We start from the raw sequence: 22,410 nt of genomic DNA on the forward strand, positions 1-22,410 counted from the left end.
GCCCCGGTTCGAGCGATGAACGCCGAATCGGGGCCGTGCCAATTTCCAAGGGCTAGCGGTCACCCATGGGGACGTAGTCGACGCCACGGGCGCCGGTGTAGATCTGCTTCGGCCGGGCGATCTTCTGGTCGCCGTCGCCGAGCATCTCCGCCCACTGCGCCAGCCAGCCCGACGTCCGCGGGATGGCGAACAGGACGGTGAACATCTCCGGCGGGAACTGCAGGGCCTCGTAGATCAGGCCGGAGTAGAAGTCCACGTTCGGGTAGAGCTTGCGGGAGACGAAGTACTCGTCCTCCAGCGCGATCTTCTCCAGCTCGACGGCGATCTTCAGCAGCGGGTTGATCCCCGTCACCTCGAACACGTCGTCGGCGGCCTTCTTGATGATCTTGGCGCGCGGGTCGTAGTTCTTGTAGACCCGGTGACCGAAGCCCATCAGCCGCTCGTCGCCGTTCTTGACGCCCTCGATGAATTCGGGGACCTTGTCCTTGCTGCCGATGCGCTTGAGCATGCGCAGCACGGCCTCGTTGGCGCCGCCGTGCAGCGGGCCGTACAGCGCCGCGATGCCGCCGGAGACGGCCGAGTACGGGTCGACCTGGCTGGAGCCGATGGAGCGCACCGCGTTGGTGGAGCAGTTCTGCTCGTGGTCGGCGTGCAGGATGAAGAGCACCTCGAGGGCCTGCGCGAGACGCGGATCGGGCTCGTAGTTGTGCTCGCTCATCTTGAACAGCATCGAGAGGAAGTTCTCGGTGTACGTCAGGTTGTTGTCCGGGTAGACGTACGGCTTTCCCTGGGCGTGCCGGAACGACCAGGCGCCGAGGGTGGGCATCTTGGCGATCATGCGCACGATCTGCTCGTGGCGGATGTCCGGGTCGCTGATGGCGCGGGCCTCGGGATAGAAGGTCGAGAGGGCACTGACGCTCGACAGCAGCATGCCCATCGGATGCGCGTCGTAGCGGAAGCCCTGCATGAGGCTCTTGAGATTCTCGTGGACGAACGTGTGGAACGTGATCTCGTGCACCCACTGGTCGTGCTGGTCCTTGGTCGGGAGCTCGCCGTGGATGAGCAGGTAGGCCACCTCGAGGTACGTCGACGACTCCGCCAGCTGCTCGATCGGGTAGCCGCGGTACTCGAGGATGCCCTCCTCGCCGTCGATGAACGTGACCGAGCTGCGGCACGATGCGGTGTTCGTGAAGCCCGGGTCGTACATGGCGATGCCCGCCGCGTCTTCGGTCTTGCCGACCTTGCCGAGATCGGTCGCGCTGATCGTGCCGTCGGTGATCGGGAGGTCGTACTCCTCGCCGGTGCGGTTGTCCCGCACGGTGAGCGTGGGGTTTTCGGTCACGATGGATCTCCTGTGCCGGGTCCTCTGAATGCCGGGCCCGCTGGGGTGTGAGGGCCTGTTCCAAACTAGTGCGGCGTCGCGCGTCCTGCACAGGGGGCTCGACGAAGTTTGGCCCCCGGACGCCGTTTTGACCCCGGGGCGGCTGGCCGGTTAACCTTGTACGTCGTCGTGTCCAGCGGATTCACGCTCACGACCGCACCACCAACGACCGAATGAAATCCACAGACCACCACGAGAAGGTCACGCCGTGCGCACGTACAGCCCGAAGCCTGCTGACATCACCCGTCAGTGGCACGTCATCGACGCCGAAGACGTCGTTCTCGGCCGTCTGGCCGTCCAGGCTGCCACGCTGCTGCGCGGCAAGCACAAGCCGACCTACGCTCCACACGTCGACGGCGGCGACTTCGTCATCATCGTCAACGCCGACAAGGTGGCGCTGTCGGGCCAGAAGCGCACCGACAAGCTGGCGCACCGTCACAGCGGGTTCCCGGGCGGACTCAAGACCATCGCCTACGGAGACCTCCTCGAGAAGGACGCCCGCAAGGCCATCGAGAAGTCGGTGCGGGGCATGCTCCCCAAGAACCGCCTGGGCCGCGAGCTCATCAAGAAGCTGAAGGTCTACACCGGCCCCGAGCACCCGCACGCCGCCCAGAAGCCCCAGCCATTCGAGATCAAGCAGATCTCCCAGTGACGACAGAAGAGACCACCGTGGCAGACACCGAGACCCCCGAGACCGACACCGAGGTCGAGACCAACGCCGAGGGCGTGGCCTACACCTCCGAGACGAGCCCGGGGGCCGACCCGAACGCCACTCCGGCGACGATCGCTCCGGGCGCAGCCACCGGCCGCCGCAAGGAGGCCATCGCGCGCGTCCGCATCGTGCCGGGCACCGGCGCGTGGACCGTCAACGGCAAGCCGCTCGAGGAGTACCTGCCGAACAAGCTGCACCAGCAGATCGCCAAGGAGGCGTTCGCCGAGACCGGTCTCGACGGCCGCTTCGACGTCGTCGCCCGCGTCACCGGTGGTGGCATGACCGGCCAGGCCGGTGCGCTGCGCCTCGGCGTGGCCCGTGCACTCAATGCGATCGACGAGGAGGTCAACCGCCCGCTGCTCAAGAAGGCCGGGTTGCTGACCCGCGACTCGCGCATCAAGGAGCGCAAGAAGGCCGGTCTCAAGAAGGCCCGTAAGGCTCCCCAGTACAGCAAGCGCTGATCACGGCCGCCTGACCATGGGCCGCATCTTCGGCACCGACGGGGTCCGTGGACTCGCCAACCGCGATCTGACGGCCGAGCTTGCGCTCGACCTCTCGGTGGCCGCGGCCCACGTGCTCGGTGAGGCCGGGGCGTTCGCCGACCAGCGTCCCACCGCCGTCGTCGCCCGCGACCCCCGCGCGTCCGGGGAGTTCCTCGAGGCGGCCGTCGTGGCCGGGCTGGCCTCCGCCGGGGTCGACGTCCACCGTCTCGGTGTGGTGCCCACTCCCGGCGCGGCCTTCCTCACCGCCGAGCTCGCCGCCGACATGGGCGTGATGATCTCGGCAAGCCACAACCCCATGCCCGACAACGGCATCAAGTTCCTGTCCCGCGGCGGCCACAAGCTCGACGACGACATCGAGATGCTGATCGAGAGCCGGCTCGAGGAGCCGTGGGCCCGGCCCACCGGTGCCGACGTCGGCCGCATCGGCGACAGTCGCGCCGGGGTCACCACCTACGTCAAGCACCTGGTCGACTCCGTGCCGGTCGCCTCGGGTGAGGTTGCTGAACGGCTCGCCGGCCTCAGGATCGTGCTCGACTGCGCGAACGGCGCGGCGTACAAGGTGGGTCCCGAGGTCTTCGAGCGGTTGGGAGCCTCGGTGTTCGCCATCCACGCGGAACCCGACGGTCACAACATCAACGCCGGCTGTGGGTCCACCCACCTCGGCGACCTGCAGAAGGCGGTCATCGAGCACGGTGCCGATGCCGGTTTCGCCTTCGACGGCGACGCCGACCGGTGCCTGGCCGTCGATGCCGAGGGCAACGACGTCGACGGCGACCACATCCTCGCCATCCTCGCGCTGGCCGCACGCGACGCGGGGCGGCTGCACGAGCACACCGTCGTCGCCACTGTCATGAGCAACCTCGGCTTCGTCCAGGCGATGCAGCGGGCCGGCGTCACCGTGCTGCAGACGGCCGTGGGCGATCGCTACGTGCTGGAGGCGATGCGCGCCGGCGCGTTCACTCTGGGCGGTGAGCAGTCAGGGCACGTCATCATGAGCGACTTCGCCACCACCGGCGACGGCGTGCTGACCGCTGCCCACCTCGCCGCTCGCATGGCCGCCACCGGACGCACGCTCGCCGATCTCGCAGCGGTCATGACGCGCCTGCCGCAGGTGCTGCTCAACGTCCCCGATGTCGACAAGGCGCGCGCCGACACCGACCCGGTCCTGCAGAGCGAAGTCGCCGCCGCCGCCGCCCGCCTCGGCGGTACGGGTCGCGTGCTGCTCCGTCAGTCGGGTACCGAACCGCTGGTGCGCGTCATGGTTGAAGCGCCGACCGCTGAGCTGGCCACCGAGGTCGCCGAGCACCTCGCCGGCGTCGTTCGCGCCACGCTCGCGCTCTGAGGCGGGTATCGCCCCATGTCGAAACGTCGATCGCGGGGGGCCACGATCGCGGGTCTGGCCCTGCTGACGTTGACCGCACCTCTGGCCACCGCCGCGCCGGAGCCGGTCATCGACACGCCGGCGCCGTCCTCCGCGGTCGGCAGAGATGAGACACCGCCGCGCATCGACGAACACCCGAGCGCGGTCGTCGAACGGACGACGAGCCTTGCCACCGTCGTCAGGCGCGAAACCGAGCGCCAGGTGGTCCACGAGCTCGATGAGCTCACCGGCCCCGCTCGACTTGCCGTCAGCGTCCGCGACCAGGAATCCGGTGGCTCGTTCGACCACGGCACCGGTCGGTTCCGGACGGCGAGCCTCGTCAAGATCCATCTGGTCGCGTTGATGCTGTGGCGTGCGGAAAAGACTGGGGCAGGGCTCACCGCCATGCAGCGCCGAAATGTCGAGGGGATGCTCATCAGCAGCGAGAACGACCCAGCGACCCGTACCTATACCGACCTGGGGGGCCGATCCGGGATCGAGCAGGGACTGGAGCGGGCGTTCGGCCGGCCGGGGATCCGGATCGGCGAGCAGTTCCGGTGGGGTCGCTCCACGACGACGCCCCACGACGTCGTCCGGCTGCTGGATGACGTCTTGGACCCTGATGCTGCAAAGTTCTCGCTGATGCAACGCGCGATGTCTCGCGTCGTGCCCGAGCAGCGATTCGGGATATCGGTGCTGGCCGACAAGCGAACCCGTGTGCGGGTCAAGGTCGGCTGGTTCCCTGCCTCGACGGGCTGGATTGTCAACAGCTCGGGCCGAGTGATCGTCGACGGTTCGCCGGTGCTCATCTCGGTGATGAGCGACCGCAATCGCTCGCTCGACGAGGGCATCGCGAGGGTGGAGGAGGCGGCTCGCCTCGCCGGCGTCATCGTGCGGCTACGACGGCAACCAGCCGAGCCCCCGGAAGAACCTCCGCCGTCGGTCGTCCCGATCCTCTCCCTACTCGACGGCTGACGCGATCGAGAGCACAGCTACGCCGGGCCACCGGCGTCCTGGCAGAACGTCCGGCCACCCTTGAACTTGACCTCACCGAAGGCTTTCCACGTCGCCCGGTTGACGTTGCCGTTGGTCGGCAGGCCCACCCTGAGCTGGAACTCACGCACGCCGGTGGAGGTCCTGGGGCCATACGGGAGGCCCTCGACCGGGGGCTCGAAGTAGCCGAGGACCTTGAGCATCTGCTGAACCTCGGCGACGGCCATCAGGGTGGTGACGTCGCCGTCGGTGCCGTCACTCAACTGCAGCGTGGGTGGGTCTATCTCGCAGTGGCAGTAGCTCCGACCGATCTGGTCGGCGTTCATCCGGTGCGGGGCCGAGGTGACGGTCTGGGTCTCGCGCCGCGCCTTGCACGCCTCCGCCAACGTGTCGAACGGCCCGACGTAGGCGACGAGGCTCTTGCCGGCCGCCGCATACGTTGAGCACGACGCATCCGCTTTGAGGTACTTGGCACCATCGGTTCGCCTGACGGCGTCCTGGACCGTGCTCTTCCCGAAAGGTGGATCGCTCCGCGCGATCTCCACGATGAAGGTGTCGTCGCACTCGAGGTTGGCGAGCGGACCAGCCGTCTTCGGCTTGGGCGCCGCTGGTTGGGCCGCGGCCTCAGGGGCCGTCGTCTCAGGAGCCGCCGTCTTCTCGGCCGCTGTCTCGGGGGCCGGCGACTCCGTGCCGGTGGATCTGGTGACGACGAAGGCGGCTCCGACGAGGAGGACCGTCACGATGCCGAGGAGACCGGCCACGACGAAGAGCCAGGTGTCCGAGTACCCGGGATCCAGCTCGGGAATCTCGGGATCCTCGGGAACGGCCGGCGGCGCGTCGGCACGCTCTGTTGCCTCGTGCCTCGGTGGGCCGCTGTCCTTGGTTCGTCTGCTCATGATGGCGATGGCCGCTCCTCCTTGGAGCGATGGGACCTTGTCGCCCTCAGTCTGACTCAGTCAGCGCGCTCTGGCACAGGTCATGGATAAGTGAGAGGTCGTCCTAGCATCATGACGTGACCACGATCGAGCGAGTCGACATCGGCGACGAAGAAACGTTCGGGACCTTCTACGACGTGTACGAGCGGTCGCACGAGCGCGACATCGACCATCCGTACTCGGCCATCGAGAAACGGGTCGGGCTGCGGCCGGACGGTTACGTCGACAAGATCGCGCTGCTCGCCCGCGACGACGACGGCACGCCGGTCGCCGGCGGGACGGTCGAGCTGCCGCTGCGCGACAACACCGACTTCGTGTACGTCGACGCATTCACCGTTCCTGAGCACCGCCGCCGCGGCCACGCCGGCGCAGTCATCGAGGCCATCGAGGAGATCGCCCGCGACGCCGGCCGGCAGGCGCTTTACACCGAGGTCGTCTGGGAGCTGGTAGCCGTCGACCCGGTGCCCCAGGCCTTCGCCGAGGCGTGCGGGTTCCGGCTCGACATCATGGACGCCATCCGGGAGCTCGCCCTGCCGGCCGAGCTTCCGCCGCTGCGCGTCGCGGAGGGCTACACGATCCATTCCTGGCGCGACGTCTGCCCGGACGAGTGGGTGCAGGGCTACACCGAGCTCCGGCGGTTGCTCATGGAGGAGGCGCCCAGGGGAGACGTCGAGCTGGAGAACGAGTTCTGGGACGTCGCCCGAACCCGCGAGGAGGAGCAGATGTGGGTCGAGCAAGGGCGCACACCGCAGGTGAGCATCGCGGTCAGCGACGACGGGGAGGTCGTCGGGCACACCCAGCTGGTCTTCTCCGCAGGCAGGGAGAGCGTCTTCCAGTGGGACACCCTGGTGCTGCCGACCCATCGAGGCCACGGACTCGGGCTCGCCCTCAAGGTGACCACCATGCAGAAGGCCGCCGACCTGCTCCAGGGGCGCCGCCGCATCATCACCTACAACGCCGCCGGAAACGAGCCGATGATCCGCGTCAACGCCGCGCTCGGGTTCGTCCAGACGGCCTGGTGCGCGGAGTACGTCAAGGAGCTCTGAGCGCGGCCAGTGTTAACAGTCGGTGAACTGGGTCACGAAAGTTCCGAAAACCCCGACACGGCATGCCATTTCCCCTACTCTCATGGAGGTTTGTCTGGACGACTCGCGGCCGACGACCCTTTCACGAAAAGGAACTCCTCCTCATGGCACGTCATCTCGGGACGGTCGCCGCTGTGCGCCACACCTTCCTCACCCTCGCCCTGGTCGGCGGCACCATGGCTGCCGTCGCAGGCACACCGCAGGCCGCCGTCGCGGCCGGAGCCGACCAGCTCGTGGTCGTCGACGTCAACGACGCCACGACGTCGGACTTCTCGGCCAGCTCCCTGAAGACGCTCAACGTCGACGGCACCAAGTCGTTCGCCAAGCCCGTCGACCTTCCGTCGGCTGACGCCGAAGGAGTCAACGCGTTCGCCCTCGGTGGCGACTCCAACGGCAACGGTGCGTTGTCACGCAGCGCCGACGGCAACTTCCTCGCCATCGGTGGGTACCACCACATTCCAGGGGCCACGGGACAGGTCAAGGGCACGCCGCCCGCGCCTGTGAAGCCCAAGGACACGAAGACTGCGGACTCCCTCGACGGACCGGGAGTCCAGCGGATGGTCGCCCGCATCGGCAATACCGGTTCGGTCGACACGTCAACGCTCCTCGGTACCTCGCTGAACACGGCCCACCCACGCGGCGTAGCCACGGACACGGGCTCGACGTTCTATGTCAACGGCAACGGCGGGAGCACAGACACCGGTGTCTTCACCGTCCCGCTCGGCGGTGGCGCGAAGACGGCGATCGGCGGAACTGTGACCGGTGGGCCCACGGGCGACCAGAGGAACACGCGAAGCATCCAGATCGCCGACGGCGGTCTCTACGCGGTCTCGGAGAAGAACCCCTTGGCAGGCTTGGGCAAGGTCGGATCGGGCCCGGGTCTGCCGACCGCGAAGTCCCCCATCACGCGTCTGGGCGCTGTCATTTCGACCCTCGACGCCGCCACAGGCAAGGAACTTCCCGTACCGACCGCGGTGGTCATGCTGGACGCCGGCGCGGCTGCGGCCGGCATCGATGCGGCGTACGTGTCCTTCGACACGGACGACGACGGGGACAACGACGAAATCCGCAAGTACACGACGTCCGACGGCACCACGTGGACGCAGAACGGCACGAAGACCGGCGACTACCCGTTCCTCACCGGCCGGGTCAGCGGCGGCACCGTCCAGCTGTTCGCCAGCAAGGGGAGCGGCTCTGCCAACAGCGTCGTGAAGTTCGACGACACCGGCGGTGCAGGCGCCGCCAGCTTCGGATCGGATACCACGATCGGAACCGCGGCTGCAGGTCACGCCTTCCGCGGCTTGGCTCTCGCTCCGACCAGCTGGGATCCCGGGACGATCTCCACCGACGCACCGACGGCTTCCGTCGCCAACGCCAAGGTCGGCAACACTCTCGGCGACGCGCACAACCCCGGTACCACGTTGACGCTCGCGGACAGCGACACCGATGCAGCCGACCTGATGGTCGAAGCCCGCTCGTCGAACGCCGCCGTCATTTCGGACTCCGGCATCCAGGTCACCGGTTCCGGCGCCGACCGGGCGGTGACGTTCGAGCCGGCGGGCGTCGGTCGTGCCAACATCACGTTCACCGTGACCGACGACCACGACGGCACTGGGACGGCGCAGGTGTCCTACGCCGCCTCCGCCGCGCCGGAGTCGGCGAGCGGTCGATACCTCTACGAATCGTCCGACCTCTCCAGCGCCGTCGACGTCGGCGACGGCCACGCGATAGCGGTGAGCTCGGAGGACAACAAGATCCGGCTCTACAAGAAGGCGGAGTCGAACCGTCCGGTGAAGGAGTTCGACTTCGAAGGCGACATCGGCGCGACCAACGCCGATCTCGAGTCGATGGCGCGGGCCAACGACACCCTGTATGTCCTGGGCTCACACGGAAACAGCAGCAAGGACGGCAGTCTCAAGCCGGCGCGCGATGTGATGTTCACGGCCATGATCGGGGGCTCTGGAGCCGACACAACACTGACGTTCCTTGCTAAGCGGACCGGCCTTCGCGACGCGATCAAGGCCTGGGACGTCTCCAATGGCGACGCGCTCGGCTTCGCCGCGGGCCAGGCGGACGGCAAGCTCGCCAACGAGCCCGACGGGTTCAACATCGAGGGCTTCGAGCTTGCGCCCGGCACCACGACGACGGGCTACCTCGGGATGCGCGCCCCGGTCAAGAACGGCAAGGCGATCCTCGTTCCGGTCACCAACCTCGACCCGACGCTGGCCGAGACGCCGACGTTCGGCGATCCCGTCTTCCTGGACCTCGGCGGTCGCACGGTCCGTGACATCCGGAAGAACGCCGACGACGAGTACCTGATCTCGGCCCACGCCGGCGCCTCCAGCCCGGAATGGAAGCTGTTCGCCTGGGACGGCAGTCCGGACCACCAGGCGGTCGACGTCATGAACCTGCCCGCGCCGGACGCGAACCGGACCGGTGCGTGGGAGTCGATCGTCTCGGTGCCGCAGCCGCTCACAGCCGGTGGATCGGTGACCTTGATCGCCGACTCCGGTGACACCACGTACTACGGTGACGCGACCGTCGGCGCGGCCGAGAGCAAGGGTCTGCGCAAGTCGTACATCGACGAGTTCACGACCAGCTCGTACGCCGACTACCCGGGCGCGCCGGCGACCGTCGGAGCCACGGCGGGGCCGGAGAGCATCAACGTGACCTGGGACGCGGTCAGCGGCGCGACCTCGTACAAGGTCGTCGCCAAGGAAGGTGCGAACGAGACGACCAAGGTCGTCGATGCTCCGGCCACGGAGACGACACTTACCGGACTCAGTAGCCAGAAGACGTACTCGGTCTCGGTGGCCGCGGTGAACGCCTCCGGCACCGGTACGCCGACCGCGGGCCCGGACGTGACGCCGACCGCGCTGACCGACCGACCGAGCAACGTCCACTGGACGTCGCGGACCGCCACGAGCATGAAGCTCGCGTGGACCAAGAAGTCGGGTTCGGCGCAGTACAAGATCCGATACGCACTGGACGGAACCACGACCTACAAGTACCTGACGGTCGGGGACGTCTCGTCGGCGAACATCACCGGACTATCGCGAGGCAAGTCCTACGACTTCAAGGTCGCGGCCATCGCGTCGAACGGCACCCGATCGCCCTACTCGTCGACCTTCACCGCGAGCACGTCCAACCTCAGGGCACCGGCGAACTTCGTCAAGAAGTCACGTACCGCGACGACGATCACGCTGACCTGGACCAGCGCTGCGGGCGCGGAGGGGTATCGCGTCGGCTACGGCATCGGCTCGGGTGCGCGTACCTATGTCGACGTCACTGGAGGCGGCACCCAGAGCGTGAAGATCACCGGGCTGAGGCCGGGCAAGAGCTACACGCTCGACATCGCGTCCACCGAGCTGGGTGGCACGTCCCGGTCGTCGTACTCCCCGCGGATCACGGTGGCGACGTCGGCAAGCTGACGTTCACGCCTTACGGAAACGGATCCACTTGACCGAGTGGTCGGTGTCCTTGCGCAGCACGAGCGTCGCCCGGCCGCGGGTGGTCTGGATGTTCTCGCGCAGGTTCGGCCAGTTGATGGTGTCCCAGAGCTCAGCGGCCTTGCCGGCGGCTTCGTCGTCGGTGAGGGAGCTGTAGCGGTGGAAGTACGAGGCCGGGTCGGCGAACGCGGTCTGGCGCAGCTTGAGGAACCGCTCGATGTACCAGCGGCGAATGTCGCGGCTCCGGGCGTCGACGTAGATGGAGAAGTCGAAGTAGTCGTTGACGGACATCCCGGGTGAGCCGTCGCCGCGCTCCTTGGCCGGTGCGAGCACGTTGAGCCCCTCGACGATGACGATGTCGGGATTGTCGACCGTGACCACCTCGTCGGTGCGGTCGTACGTGAGGTGGGAGTAGACCGGGGCCTCGACCCGTTCGACCCCGGACTTCACGTCGATGACGAAGCGCAGCAACGACTTGCGGTCGTACGACTCCGGGAAGCCCTTGCGGTCGAGGATGCCCCGACGCTCGAGCTCCTTGTTCGGCCACAGGAAGCCGTCGGTGGTGACGAGCTGCACCCGCGGGTGCTCCGGTGACTTGGCCAACAGCTCGCGCAGCAGCCGTGCGGTGGTGGACTTGCCGACCGCCACCGACCCGGCGATGCCGATGACGAAGGGCGTGCGCTCGGGCTGGGGCTCGTGCAGGAACTTCTCGGTCGCTCGCCAGAGCTCGGCGGCGTTGCGGATGCGCATGCTGATGAGCACGGTGAGCGGGAGGTAGACCTCGCGGACCTCGTCCACGTCCAGCTCGTCGCCGAGACCTCGCAGGCTCTCGACGTCCGCGGGCGTCAGCGGCTGCGGGACGTCGTCGGCGAGATCGGCCCACGCGGAGCGCTCGAGCTCCACGTAGGGGGACCGCTCGCGACCGTTGGCCATCTGCCCATCCTGCCGGTTCCATGGAGGTGGCGCCTCACTCGGGGCCCTCGCACGCTCGCGACCCTCGCACGCTCGCGACCCTCGCACGCTCGGAGCAAGCTCAATCGGCTCGGCAGTGAACGTAGTTCGCCACAGCGTGTGCTGGACCGTCACCACTGCTTCGCAGCGCTCACTGCTCTCGCCTCACTCGCTTGTACCCTGACTCCATGTGCGGAATCGTCGGTTACGTAGGCCATCGTTCGGCCCTGGATGTCGTGATGGGTGGCCTGCGGCGCCTCGAGTACCGCGGTTACGACTCCGCCGGCGTGGCCCTCGTGGACGGTGATCGCATCGCCCTGGCGAAGAAGGCCGGCAAGCTCGCCAACCTCGACGCCGAGCTGGCGGAGCGGCCGCTGCCGGAGGCCCACACCGGCATCGGGCACACCCGCTGGGCCACCCACGGCGCCCCCAATGACGTCAACGCACATCCGCACCTCGACGCCGACGGCCGCCTCGCCGTCGTGCACAACGGCATCATCGAGAACTTCGCCGAGCTGCGGGCCGAGCTCGAGGCCAGCGGGCACGAGCTCGTCTCCGAGACCGACACCGAGATCGTCGCCCACCTCCTCCACGACGAGCTCGAGCACACTCCGGACCTTGCAGGCGCCGTCCGCGCCGTGTGCCGGCGGCTCGAGGGTGCGTTCACCCTCGTCATCGCCGACGCCCGCCAGCCCGATGTCGTCGTGGGCGCACGACGAAACTCCCCGCTGGTGGTGGGGCGAGGGGAGGGCGAGAACTTCCTCGGTTCCGACGTCGCCGCGTTCATCGAGTACACCCGCGACGCGATCGAGCTCGGTCAGGACCAAGTGGCCACCATCACGCGCGACTCCGTCACCATCACCGGTTTCGACGGCAACCCGGCGGAGACCAGCGAGTACCACGTCGACTGGGACGTCTCCGCGGCCGAGAAGGGCGGCTACGACTGGTTCATGCTCAAGGAGATCGCCGAGCAGCCGCACGCCGTAGCCGACACCCTGCTCGGCCGGCACACGCCCGACGGCAACCTGCAGCTCGACGAGATGCGGCTGTCCGACGACGAGCTCCGCGACGTCGACAAGGTCATCGTCGTCGCATGTGGAACTGCGGCGTACGCCGGTCTGGTCGCCAAGTACGCCATCGAGCACTGGACCCGCATCCCGTGCGAGGTCGAGCTGGCTTCGGAGTTCCGCTACCGCGACCCGATCATCGACCGATCGACGCTCGTCGTGGCCATCAGCCAGTCGGGCGAGACGATGGACACGCTGATGGCCATCCGGTACGCGCGCCAGCAGCGGGCGCGGGTGCTGTCGATCTGCAACACCAACGGCTCCACCATCCCGCGCGAGTCCGACGCCGTCATCTACACGCACGCCGGTCCCGAGATCGCCGTTGCGTCGACCAAGGGCTTCCTCTCCCAGGTGGTGGCCTGCTACCTGCTGGGCCTGTACCTCGCCCAGGTGAAGGGCACCAAGTACGGCGACGAGATCGGAAGGATCGTCGAGGAGCTCGCCACGGTACCGGCCGGCATCCAGCGCGTGCTCGACGAGGCCGACCAGGTCCGCAAGCTCGCCCGTGACCTCGTGAGCTCGCGCTCGATCTTCTTCCTCGGACGGCACGTCGGGTACCCGGTGGCTCTCGAGGGAGCCCTCAAGCTGAAGGAGCTCGCCTACATCCACGCCGAGGGATTCGCGGCCGGCGAGCTCAAGCACGGACCCATCGCCGTCATCGAGGACGGCACCCCGGTCTTCGTCGTCGTGCCGCCGAAGGACCGCGACCAGCTGCACGACAAGGTGAGCAGCGCGATCCAGGAAATCCGCGCCCGCGGCGCACGCACGATCGTGCTCGCCGAGGACGGCGACGAGGACGTCGTCCCGTACGCCGACCACCTGATCCGGCTGCCCAAGGTGTCGACGCTGCTGCAGCCGCTGGTCGCCACGGTGCCGTTGCAGGTCTTCGCGTGCGAGCTGGCCGACCAGCTCGGCCACGACGTCGACCAGCCCCGCAACCTCGCCAAGTCCGTCACCGTCGAGTAGTCGATGACCATCTGGGGCGTCGGTGTCGACGTGGTCGATCTCTCCCGCTTCGGGGCCACCTTGGAGCGCACTCCGGAGCTGCGGTCGCGACTGTTCACGGACGCGGAGGCGGCGCTGTCGATGGAGTCGATGGCCGGACGGTTCGCCGCCAAGGAGGCGTTCGTCAAGGCGCTCAAGGCCCCGGCCGGCATGTCGTGGCAGGACATCGAGGTCGTCACCGACAAGGCCGGAGCGCCGTCCTTCGCGCTGCGTGGCGCCGCCGCGGCTCGAGCCAAGGAGATCGGGATCACGGCGACGCACTTGTCGATCTCCCATGACACCTCCGTCGCGACGGCATTCGTGGTGGCCGAGTGCTGAGGGCGCGCCGATGTTGAGAGCACACGGCGTTGCCGACATCCGGGCGGCCGAGGAGGCGCTCATGGCTGAGCTGGCGACAGTGTCCGAGGGCGAGCTCATGCAGCGCGCCGCTCGCGGCCTGGCCGACGCGCTCGACATGATCCCGGCGGGTGATCTAGTCGTCGCGCTCATCGGCCCGGGCAACAACGGTGGCGATGCGCTGTTCGCCGCCACCCACCTGCTCGATCGCGGTGTTCGCGTCGACCTGTGCCTGCTCGACGACCAGAAGGCGCACGCGGAGGGTCTGGCGGCAGCACGCGCGGCGGGGGCCCAGCTCGTGGAGGCGCCCACTGAGCAACGCTGGTGCCTCGATGCAGTCCTGGGCATCGGAGCCCGTCCTGGTCTCACCGGGCGCGCGGACGAGTGGGCCACCTGGATCGCTGAGCGGCGTCCGCACACCGTCGCGGTCGATGTGCCGAGCGGCGTCGACGTCGACGCGGGCACGGTGCCGGGCGCATGCGTCCGAGCCGACGCCACGGTCACGTTCGGCACCTACAAGAACGCACTGCTCGCCGGCCCGGCCGCGAGCACCGCCGGTGCGGATCTCGCCCACCTCGTCGACATCGGCCTCGGCCCGCACCTGCCCGAGCCGACGCTGGAGGTCATCGAGCCCACCGACCGTCACCTGCTCGGCCCCGCCTTGACCTGGCTCGACAGCCCGGTCAGTCACAAGTACGCGCGTGGCGTGGTGGGGGTCGCCGCGGGCTCCGACCAGTACGCGGGCGCGGCACACCTGTGCGTGGCCGGTGCACAGGCGGGCACCGCCGGCATGGTGCGATTCGCCGGGACCGAGGCTTTGTGTGCGCGCGTCGTCGACCGAGCGCCCGAGGTGGTGGCCGGCGCCGGCCGGGTTCAGACGTGGGTGGTCGGATCGGGCGGCGGCGAGGACGCTGCCGAGCAGCTCACGATCGCGCTCCAGGACGAGGTGCCCGTCGTCGTCGACGCGAGCGCGCTAGAGCACCTGCCGGTGACCATGCTCGTACCGGCCCTGCTGACGCCGCACGCCGGCGAGCTGGCGGCCATGCTCGGGGTCGAGCGCGCCGACGTCGAGTCAGACCCGCTCGGCCACGTCGTCCGCGCCTCGTACCGCTGGGGCGCGACGGTGCTGCTCAAGGGCCAACGGACGCTCGTGGCGACCCAGAGTCGCGCCACCCGCGTCAACCTCAGCGGGTCGTCGTGGCTCGGCACCGCCGGCGCGGGTGACGTCCTCGCCGGATTCGCCGGGTCGTTGATGGCGTCCGGACTTCATCCACACGACGCTGGTTCGCTCGCGGCCTTCCTGCACGGCGCTGCGTGCGTCCGCGCGAACCGCGGCGGTCCGGTCACGGCCTCCGCGGTCGCTGCCGCTCTTCCGGCCACCGTGTCGGCCTTTCTCGATGGCAGCCTCGACGGCGTCCGCGACTGGGGTGACCCCGGATGAGGGACCCGCAGGCCGAGGCCGTCATCGACCTCGATGCGTACCGCTCCAACCTCGAGGCGCTCGCCGCGTGCGCTCCCGGCTCCGCGCTGATGGCAGTCGTCAAGGCGAACGCCTACGGGCACGGCATGGCCGAGTGTTCCAGTGCGGCCCGCGAGGCCGGTGCCGACTGGCTCGGGGTCGCCACGGTCGACGAGGCGCTGGCGCTGCGGTCGCTCGGCGACAACGGGCCGGTCCTGTGCTGGCTCGCCTCGCCGGGGGCCGACTTCGCCGCCGTCATCGAGGCGGACGTCGAGGTCACCGCGTCCTCCGTCGAGCAGCTCGAGGAGATCCTGGCCGTCGCGCCGTCACGTCCGCGAGTGCAGCTCAAGGTCGACACGGGCTTGTCCCGCAACGGCGCGTTCGGCCAGCAGTGGAGCAAGCTCGTTTCGGCCGCCGCGCAGGCTCAGTCGGCAGGACGACTGGAGCACACCGGCACCTGGTCGCACTTCGCCTGCGCCGACGAGCCTCGCCATCCCGCCAATGCCGCACAGGAGAAGGTCTTCGCCGACGCCGTCGCCGAGCTGGAGGCTGCCGGGCTCGAGCCCGGTCTTCGGCACCTCTCGAACTCGGCGGCCACGCTCACCCGCCCGAGCGCCCATCTCGACCTCGTACGGGTCGGCATCTCGTCCTATGGGCTGGCTCCGGCAGGCCGCATGCAGTTCGACACACCCCTTCGTCCGGTGATGACGCTGCGGGCGCGTCTGGCCGGCGTGAAGCGCGTGCCGGCCGGCGCCAGCGTGTCGTACGGCCACCGCTACACCGTCGACCGCGAGACGACGCTAGGTCTCGTCCCGCTCGGCTACGCCGAGGGACTGCCGCGCAACGCCTCCAACCGCGTCCAGGCGGCCTTCGCCGGCGACCGGGTCCGGGTGGCCGGCACCATCTGCATGGACCAGGTGGTCGTCGACCTGGGCGACCGTCCGGCCGAGCGCGGCGACGTCGTCACCCTGTTCGGACCCGGCGACGACGGCGAACCCACCGCGCAGGCGTGGGCGGACGCCGCCGATACGATCACCTACGAGGTCGTCACGCGGATCGGCGGCCGCACCGAACGTACGTATCGAGGAGCTCGATGAGCGCGACCACCAAGATCGCGGCCACCGCCTGCGCCTTCGTCGCCGCAGGTGTTGCGGCCAAGGTCCTCAATGACCGCCAGACCGAGCGTCGCCGGCTCCGCCGCGGCGAGGACGTCCCGTTCGGATCCGTGCACTCGGCGGCCCGCAAGGTCGTCTCCGCCGATGGCATCCGCATCAATGTCGAGATCGACGAGCCCGACGACGATGCCGATGACCTTCCCACGATCGTGTTCGTCCACGGGATCGTCTGCACGCTCGACACGTGGCACTACCAGCGCCTGGCCCTGCGGGGGCGGGCCCGGATGGTGTTCATGGACCACCGCTCGCACGGTGAGTCCGACATCGCCGATCGGGAGGGCAGCTCGATCGAGAACCTCGCCGCCGACCTGCACGCGGTCGTCGACGCCTGCACGACCGGACCCGTGGTGCTGGTCGGTCACTCGATGGGTGGCATGACGATCCTGCAGCTGGCCGCCGACCATCCCGAGCTTTTTGGTGACCGCGTCGTCGGCGTGGCTCTGATCAGCACCAGTCCCCGACTGCCCCTCGTCGCGAACGCGGCGCTACGGCGTCTGGTGCCGGTGGCACGCAGGGTCGCGCCGGCCGTCGACTGGGGCCGTGGTTTCAACAGCTACTCCGTCGTTCGGCGCTGGGCCGTCGGGCCGCACGCTCAGGAGCGGCACGCGGACATGACCAACGAGATGATCCTGCGCGTCCCCACGCGAGTGCTGACCGACTTCCACCCGATGTTCGCGGAGCTCGACGTACGTCACGCGCTTGAGACGCTGTCGCTCGTCACCACGGTCGTCGTGGCCGGCACGCACGACTCCGTCACGCCGCTCAGTCACAGTCGCCGGATCGCCGACGGGATCGCCGGCTCATCACTCGTCATCCTCGACGACACCGGCCACATGGCGATGTTCGAGGAGCACGTGCGCGTCACCGAGCTGATCCTCGACCTCGCGGAGAAGACCGCACGGTGACTACAGCACTCGACGTCATCGACGCCGGGCCTGAGCACGCTGAGGCCATCGTCGACATCATCCATCGCTCGTTCGGCGCCCGGCCGACGCTCGACCCACCGACCACGGCTCTCGACGAGACGGTCGAGTCGGTGGCCGAGGCGCTAGGGGCTGCGGGCGGACTCCTCGTCGAGCGACGCGGGGAGCCGATGGGCGCGCTGATCTTCGACGAGTCGCGGCCCGGAGCGCTCGGACTCAGACGGGTCGCCGTCGACCCCGACCTGCAGTCGCGTGGCGTCGCGTCGGCGATGGTCGGTGTCGCCGAGGACACTGCCGAGGAGCGCGGCAAGGACGGCATCTGGTTGCGCGTGCGCGAGGAGCTGCCCGACACGGTCCAGTTCTGGACGCGACGCCGGTACCACCCGCTGGGACGTGTGGAGCCGTTCCTCGAGCTCGGCAAGACGTTGTGGGTGGCGCGCGAGGTGCCCACCCCTGAGGCGATGCGCGACCTCGCGGCGAAGGTGGCCGAGCTGGTGCGGCACGGCGACCTCCTCGTCCTCACCGGTGACCTCGGTTCCGGCAAGACCACGTTCACGCAGGGCCTCGGCGAAGCGATGCGCGTCCGCGGCCCCATCACGTCGCCGACGTTCGTGCTGGCGCGCAGCCATCCGTCGCTCGTCGACGGACCGGATCTCGTGCACGTCGACGCCTACCGCCTGGGAAGCGCCGAGGAGGTCGACGACCTCGACCTCGACGCATCGGCCGACAAGAGCGTCACGGTCGTGGAGTGGGGCGCTGGCGTCGCCGAACAGCTCAGCGACAGCTGGATGTCGGTGCGGATCGAGGTCCGCGGCGTACGGCCCATCGACCCGCTGGGCACGGCCATCGACGACGGCGAGATGGCTGACGCCGATGAGGCCGAGCCCCGGGTCGTCACGATCAAGCCGAACGGACCCCGCTGGGTCGGCGTCCCGTTGCGCTCGACCGTGCTTTCCTAGGCCCATGCTCCTGCTCGCGTTCGACACGGCGACCCCAGCCATCACCGTGGCCGTGCACGACGGGTCGGACGTGGTCGCCGAGGCGTCGGGCGAAGGGTCGATGGCCCATGGCGAGCTGCTCGCTCCGGCGATCCGCGCGGCTCTGGCCGACGCCGGTGCAGCCATGGCCGACCTCACCGACGTCGCCGTCGGCGTCGGGCCGGGTCCTTTCACCGGCCTCCGGGTCGGAGTCGTCACCGCGCTGACCCTTGGCTCGACGCTGGGCATCGCGACGCGCGGCGTCTGCACGCTCGACATCCTGGCGGCCGACATGGCTCAGGGCGGGGGTGTCGACGACGAGTTCCTGGTTGCCACCGACGCGCGACGCAAGGAGGTCTACTGGGCCCATTACCGACCTGGCCCTCGACAGGCCGAACGGCTGGACGGCCCGCACGTCTCGCACCCGGCCGACCTCGCCGAGCTGCACGCCGGGATGCCCGTGCTGGGCCGGGGAGCCACGCTCTACCCCGACGTGCTCGCGGTGATGGATGGACCGATCGACCCGTCCGCAGCCGCGCTGGCCCGTGCCGTGGCGGCTGGGTCGGTGGGCGAGCTCCCGCTCGTGCCGCTCTACCTCCGCCGCCCGGACGCCGCTCCGCTGGTCATACCCAAACGCGCATGATCCGCAAGGCCGCGCCGGACGACGTCCGCGCGATCACGCTGATCGAGCGAACCAGCTTCGGTGATGGCGTGGCATGGAGCGCGGCCACGGTCGAGAACGAGCTGACCGCACCGGGTCGCATCGTGCTCGTCGACGACCGCGACCAGCTCCTGGTCGGCTATGCGTCCGCCGCGGTGATCGACGACGTGGCCGACCTGACCCGCATCGCCGTGCGACCGCTGGCCCGTCGCAGGAAGGTCGGGACCGACCTGCTCCGCGCGCTGCTCTTGCGCACTGCCGCCAAGGGTGCAGCGCGGATGATGCTCGAGGTCGCCGCGACGAACGAGGCCGCGCTCGGGCTGTACAGGGTGATCGGTTTCGACGAGATCGCCCGCCGCGGCGACTACTACGCCCGTGGCATCGACGCCGTCATCATGGAGCGTCGTATCGGTCGTTGACCCCTCACGGGGTTCTCGAACCAACTTGTCGAAGCGCGTCGACATGACACGCTGGAATCATGAGTGAGACACCGATCGAGCCCGACGACACCGGATTCGAACCGTCGGAGAACCTCGACCAGCTGCAGCGAGATGACACGCTCCTCGACCGAGGTGTCGACGACGTCCTCGACGAGGGCTACTCGCCGGCCGAGAACTGGGGTCCGGGCGAGGGGTTCGGCTCGACCGCAGCCGAGACGGAGCAGGGCGAGACCCTCGACCAACGCCTCGAGCAGGAGCTGCCGGACGCCGACCCGAACGCGGACGAGGAAGCCCAGGCACCCGTCGACGACGAGGTTGGCGACGCCCGGTCCGGGCGTCTGGTCGACCCAGACGAAGGCACGGGGCTGGACGTCGAGAAGGACCTCGTGGGCGACGACGTCGGCATCGACGGCGCCGCCGCAAGTGCCGAGGAGGCCGCTGTCCACGTCGTGCCCGACGACGACTGAGTGAACACCTGTCCGGGTGCGCACCTCCCCGTCCATGCTCGGCTCGCGGGCCCCCCGCATCCCGACCGGCGGCGTTCTCGTCGGTCTGCCCACAACCCCGGTGCGCATCCCTCCTCGGCCTTTCCGGATCGGGCGCGGATGCCCCGCTCCCTGATCGAGCAGAGATGAGGAGGCACGCACTACCCTGACCAGATGCGCGACATCACCTACCCACCGGTCATCGTCACCGCCAAGTCCTTGTTCCGCCTGGCTGGCATGAAGTTCCAGATGTCGGGCACCGAGAACATCCCCCGCGAAGGCGGCGCCATCCTGGCGGCCAACCACATCGGTTACGTCGACTTCGTCTTCGACGGCTTCGCCGCGCAGCCGAGCAAGCGGCTGGTGCGCTTCATGGCCAAGAAGGAGGCGTTCGACCACCGGATCACCGGGCCGATCATGCGCTCCCTGCACCACATCTCCGTCGATCGTGAGCTGGGCGAGCAGTCGTACCGCGACGCCGTCGAGTACGCGCGGAGCGGTGAGATCGTCGGCATCTTTCCCGAGGCCACGATCAGCCGCTCGTTCGAGATCAAGGAGCTCAAGACCGGGGCCGTGCGCATGGCCGCCGAGGCCGGCGTGCCGCTCATCCCGATGGTCACCTGGGGCACGCAGCTGCTGAAGACCAAGGACCATCCGTCGAACCTGAGGGGCCGCGGCAAGACGATCGCGCTGCACGTCGGTGAGCCGCTGGAGGTCACGGGGGCTGATCCGGTCGCCGAGACGGAGCTGTTGCGCGCCGAGATGGCCGCGCTCCTCGACAAGGCCATCGCCGAGTACCCCATCCCGCCCGAAGGCCAGTGGTGGGCTCCGGCGCGCCACGGAGGGCTCGCTCCAACCCCGGACGAGGCGCGACGCCTGGACGACGAGGAGAAGGCCGCCCGCGCGGCCAAGCGCGACCAGAAGTAGGTTCAGTCGCCGACGGAGCCGTCGGCCATCTCGCGCAGGATGTCGAGGTGCCCGTTGTGCCGGGCCGTCTCTTCGACGAGGTGAAGCAGGATCCACCGCGCCGTGATCGGACGTTCAGGCGTCGCTCTCGCCATGAGAGCGTCGAGGTCGTGCTCGGCGAAGACCGCCCGCGTGCGCGCCGCCTCCTCCTCGTAGAGGCGGATGACCTGGTCGAGCGGCAGCACCGAGCCCTCGTCGAACTCCGCGTCTGGGTTCTCGTCGGTCCACGGGCCGTCGTCCTCGCCCCCGAGCAGCCGGTCGTTGACCCACGACCGTTCCACCCACCGCAGGTGGTTGAGCACGTTCGCGGGTGACATCCTCGGTGACGTCGTCAAGGGAGCGGTGCGGGCGAGCTCCTGGCTCAGACCTTGCACCTTCTCCACGGCGGTCTCCTGTGTGTAGCGGAGCATCGTCAGCAGGAGGGAGCGCTCGTCCCAGCTCTCGCCCGTACCTGGCCGGTTGTCTCTGGTCATCGGGTCACCCTGTCACACTGATCCGGTGAGCGAACCTCTCGTCCTCGGCATCGAGTCGTCGTGCGACGAGACCGGTGTGGGCATCGTCCGGGGCACCGAGCTGCTGGCCAACGCGGTCGCGTCGAGCGTCGACCAGCACGCGCGCTTCGGGGGAGTGGTGCCCGAGGTCGCGAGTCGCGCTCACCTCGAGGCGATGGTGCCGACGCTCGAGCAGGCCTACGCCGAGGCGGGTCTGAGGGTCCAGGACGTCGACGCCATCGCGGTCACCTGCGGTCCCGGCCTCGCCGGGGCGCTGCTCGTCGGCGTCGCAGCCGCCAAGGCACTCGCGCTCGCACACGACAAGCCTCTCTACGGCGTCAACCACCTCGTCGCTCACGTGGCGGTCGACCAGCTCGAGCACGGCCGGCTCGACGAGCGGGTGGGCGCGCTGCTCGTCAGCGGCGGCCACACCGAGATCCTGCTGATCGACGACATCACCGACGACGTCACGATGCTCGGCTCGACCATCGACGACGCGGCGGGGGAGGCCTTCGACAAGGTCGCAAGGCTGCTCGGCCTGCCCTATCCCGGCGGCCCGCACATCGATCGCGAGGCACGCACGGGTGACGCCATGGCGATCGGCTTCCCGCGGGGACTCACCCGTTCCCGCGACATGGAGAAGCACCGCTTCGACTTCTCCTTCTCCGGGCTCAAGAGCGCGGTCGCGCGGCACGTGCAGCACGAGGAGCGGATGGGCCGACCCGTCGCCGTCGCCGACGTCGCCGCCTCGTTCCAGGACGCCGTGTGCGACGTCCTGACCCGCAAGACCGTCGAGGCCTGCCAGGCGCACGGGCTCGACACGCTCGTGGTGGGCGGCGGTGTGGCCGCCAACGGACGACTGCGCGCGCTGATCGAGGAACGCGCCGCTGAGGCCGGACTCACCGTGCGCGTTCCGAGGCCGGGACTGTGCACCGACAACGGGGCGATGGTCGCGGCCCTGGGTGCAGAAGTCGTCCGCCGCGGCCATCCGCCCTCGTCGCTGGACCTGCCCGCCGACTCATCGATGCCGGTCACCCAGGTGGTCGCGGCCTGACC

21 protein-coding genes are annotated in these 22,410 nt (G+C 69.1%); 17 read left to right on the top strand and 4 right to left on the bottom strand.

Annotated elements, in window-relative coordinates; genetic code table 11:
• Positions 1-52: 52 nt before the first annotated feature.
• Positions 53-1,342 carry a citrate synthase gene (locus ACRDPN_RS07005; protein ID WP_431446659.1) on the bottom strand — a complete coding sequence of 430 codons (1,290 nt, stop codon included), beginning with the start codon at positions 1,340-1,342 and terminating at the stop codon, positions 53-55.
• Between the two features lie 247 nt (positions 1,343-1,589).
• Between ACRDPN_RS07005 and rplM the strand changes: the two genes are divergently transcribed.
• The 4 genes from rplM to ACRDPN_RS07025 are packed head-to-tail and all read left to right on the top strand — an operon-like array spanning position 1,590 to position 4,931.
• The gene (rplM, locus tag ACRDPN_RS07010) at positions 1,590-2,033 is read left to right on the top strand and encodes a 50S ribosomal protein L13 (protein WP_431446660.1); all 444 of its coding nucleotides are present in this window, start codon (positions 1,590-1,592) and stop codon (positions 2,031-2,033) included.
• A gap of 17 nt (positions 2,034-2,050) precedes the next feature.
• Positions 2,051-2,554, top strand: coding sequence for a 30S ribosomal protein S9 (gene rpsI / locus ACRDPN_RS07015; RefSeq protein WP_431446661.1), 504 nt, complete (start codon positions 2,051-2,053; stop codon positions 2,552-2,554).
• A gap of 16 nt (positions 2,555-2,570) precedes the next feature.
• A complete protein-coding gene (gene glmM, locus ACRDPN_RS07020; protein ID WP_431446662.1) occupies positions 2,571-3,938 on the top strand; it encodes a phosphoglucosamine mutase in 1,368 nt (455 codons plus the stop codon).
• 15 nt (positions 3,939-3,953) lie between these two features.
• On the top strand, positions 3,954-4,931 hold the full coding sequence (locus ACRDPN_RS07025) for a hypothetical protein (RefSeq protein ID WP_431446663.1): 978 nt from the start codon (positions 3,954-3,956) through the stop codon (positions 4,929-4,931).
• A gap of 17 nt (positions 4,932-4,948) precedes the next feature.
• Here ACRDPN_RS07025 and ACRDPN_RS07030 read toward each other — a convergent pair whose 3' ends face one another.
• Positions 4,949-5,845, bottom strand: a complete 897-nt coding sequence (locus ACRDPN_RS07030) for a peptidoglycan-binding domain-containing protein (RefSeq protein ID WP_431446664.1) — start codon at positions 5,843-5,845, stop codon at positions 4,949-4,951.
• Between the two features lie 116 nt (positions 5,846-5,961).
• Between ACRDPN_RS07030 and ACRDPN_RS07035 the strand changes: the two genes are divergently transcribed.
• Positions 5,962-6,930, top strand: coding sequence for a GNAT family N-acetyltransferase (locus ACRDPN_RS07035; RefSeq protein WP_431446665.1), 969 nt, complete (start codon positions 5,962-5,964; stop codon positions 6,928-6,930).
• A gap of 143 nt (positions 6,931-7,073) precedes the next feature.
• Positions 7,074-10,400 (top strand): DUF3616 domain-containing protein, encoded by a 3,327-nt coding sequence (locus ACRDPN_RS07040; protein ID WP_431446666.1) that lies wholly within the window; start codon positions 7,074-7,076, stop codon positions 10,398-10,400.
• Between the two features lie 3 nt (positions 10,401-10,403).
• On the opposite strand, the gene coaA is transcribed toward ACRDPN_RS07040, so the two are convergent.
• Positions 10,404-11,351: a type I pantothenate kinase gene (gene coaA / locus ACRDPN_RS07045; RefSeq protein ID WP_431446667.1), complete on the bottom strand. Its 948-nt coding sequence runs from the start codon at positions 11,349-11,351 to the stop codon at positions 10,404-10,406.
• A gap of 206 nt (positions 11,352-11,557) precedes the next feature.
• On the opposite strand from coaA, the gene glmS reads away from it, so the two are divergent.
• The 10 genes from glmS (at position 11,558) to ACRDPN_RS07095 (ending at position 20,824) form a co-directional block, all read left to right on the top strand.
• Positions 11,558-13,402: a glutamine--fructose-6-phosphate transaminase (isomerizing) gene (gene glmS / locus ACRDPN_RS07050; RefSeq protein ID WP_431446668.1), complete on the top strand. Its 1,845-nt coding sequence runs from the start codon at positions 11,558-11,560 to the stop codon at positions 13,400-13,402.
• A gap of 3 nt (positions 13,403-13,405) precedes the next feature.
• On the top strand, positions 13,406-13,759 hold the full coding sequence (locus ACRDPN_RS07055) for a holo-ACP synthase (RefSeq protein ID WP_431446669.1): 354 nt from the start codon (positions 13,406-13,408) through the stop codon (positions 13,757-13,759).
• 10 nt (positions 13,760-13,769) lie between these two features.
• Positions 13,770-15,218: an NAD(P)H-hydrate epimerase gene (locus ACRDPN_RS07060; RefSeq protein ID WP_431446670.1), complete on the top strand. Its 1,449-nt coding sequence runs from the start codon at positions 13,770-13,772 to the stop codon at positions 15,216-15,218.
• Positions 15,215-16,333, top strand: coding sequence for an alanine racemase (alr, locus tag ACRDPN_RS07065; protein ID WP_431446671.1), 1,119 nt, complete (start codon positions 15,215-15,217; stop codon positions 16,331-16,333). The genes ACRDPN_RS07060 and alr overlap by 4 nt, the downstream gene beginning before the upstream one ends.
• On the top strand, positions 16,330-17,316 hold the full coding sequence (locus tag ACRDPN_RS07070) for an alpha/beta fold hydrolase (RefSeq protein ID WP_431446672.1): 987 nt from the start codon (positions 16,330-16,332) through the stop codon (positions 17,314-17,316). Before alr ends, ACRDPN_RS07070 begins: the two co-directional genes overlap by 4 nt.
• Positions 17,313-18,293 (top strand): tRNA (adenosine(37)-N6)-threonylcarbamoyltransferase complex ATPase subunit type 1 TsaE, encoded by a 981-nt coding sequence (gene tsaE / locus ACRDPN_RS07075; RefSeq protein WP_431446673.1) that lies wholly within the window; start codon positions 17,313-17,315, stop codon positions 18,291-18,293. Before ACRDPN_RS07070 ends, tsaE begins: the two co-directional genes overlap by 4 nt.
• Before the next feature lie 4 nt (positions 18,294-18,297).
• Positions 18,298-18,954, top strand: a complete 657-nt coding sequence (tsaB, locus tag ACRDPN_RS07080; protein ID WP_431446674.1) for a tRNA (adenosine(37)-N6)-threonylcarbamoyltransferase complex dimerization subunit type 1 TsaB — start codon at positions 18,298-18,300, stop codon at positions 18,952-18,954.
• Positions 18,951-19,391, top strand: coding sequence for a GNAT family N-acetyltransferase (locus ACRDPN_RS07085; protein ID WP_431446675.1), 441 nt, complete (start codon positions 18,951-18,953; stop codon positions 19,389-19,391). The genes tsaB and ACRDPN_RS07085 overlap by 4 nt, the downstream gene beginning before the upstream one ends.
• Before the next feature lie 59 nt (positions 19,392-19,450).
• Complete coding sequence (locus ACRDPN_RS07090) at positions 19,451-19,879, top strand: DUF5709 domain-containing protein (protein WP_431446676.1); 429 nt, start codon at positions 19,451-19,453, stop codon at positions 19,877-19,879.
• 192 nt (positions 19,880-20,071) lie between these two features.
• The gene (locus tag ACRDPN_RS07095) at positions 20,072-20,824 is read left to right on the top strand and encodes a lysophospholipid acyltransferase family protein (RefSeq protein ID WP_431446677.1); all 753 of its coding nucleotides are present in this window, start codon (positions 20,072-20,074) and stop codon (positions 20,822-20,824) included.
• Positions 20,825-20,826: 2 nt separating this feature from the next.
• Here the strand turns inward: ACRDPN_RS07095 and ACRDPN_RS07100 are convergent, their stop codons facing one another.
• Positions 20,827-21,336, bottom strand: coding sequence for a DinB family protein (locus ACRDPN_RS07100; protein ID WP_431446679.1), 510 nt, complete (start codon positions 21,334-21,336; stop codon positions 20,827-20,829).
• A gap of 25 nt (positions 21,337-21,361) precedes the next feature.
• Here ACRDPN_RS07100 and tsaD point away from each other — a divergent pair, with 25 nt between their 5' ends.
• A complete protein-coding gene (gene tsaD, locus ACRDPN_RS07105; RefSeq protein WP_431446681.1) occupies positions 21,362-22,408 on the top strand; it encodes a tRNA (adenosine(37)-N6)-threonylcarbamoyltransferase complex transferase subunit TsaD in 1,047 nt (348 codons plus the stop codon).
• Positions 22,409-22,410: the final 2 nt, after the last annotated feature.

It is taken from the genome of Aeromicrobium sp. (assembly GCF_050700635.1).
Lineage (GTDB): Bacteria > Actinomycetota > Actinomycetes > Propionibacteriales > Nocardioidaceae > Aeromicrobium.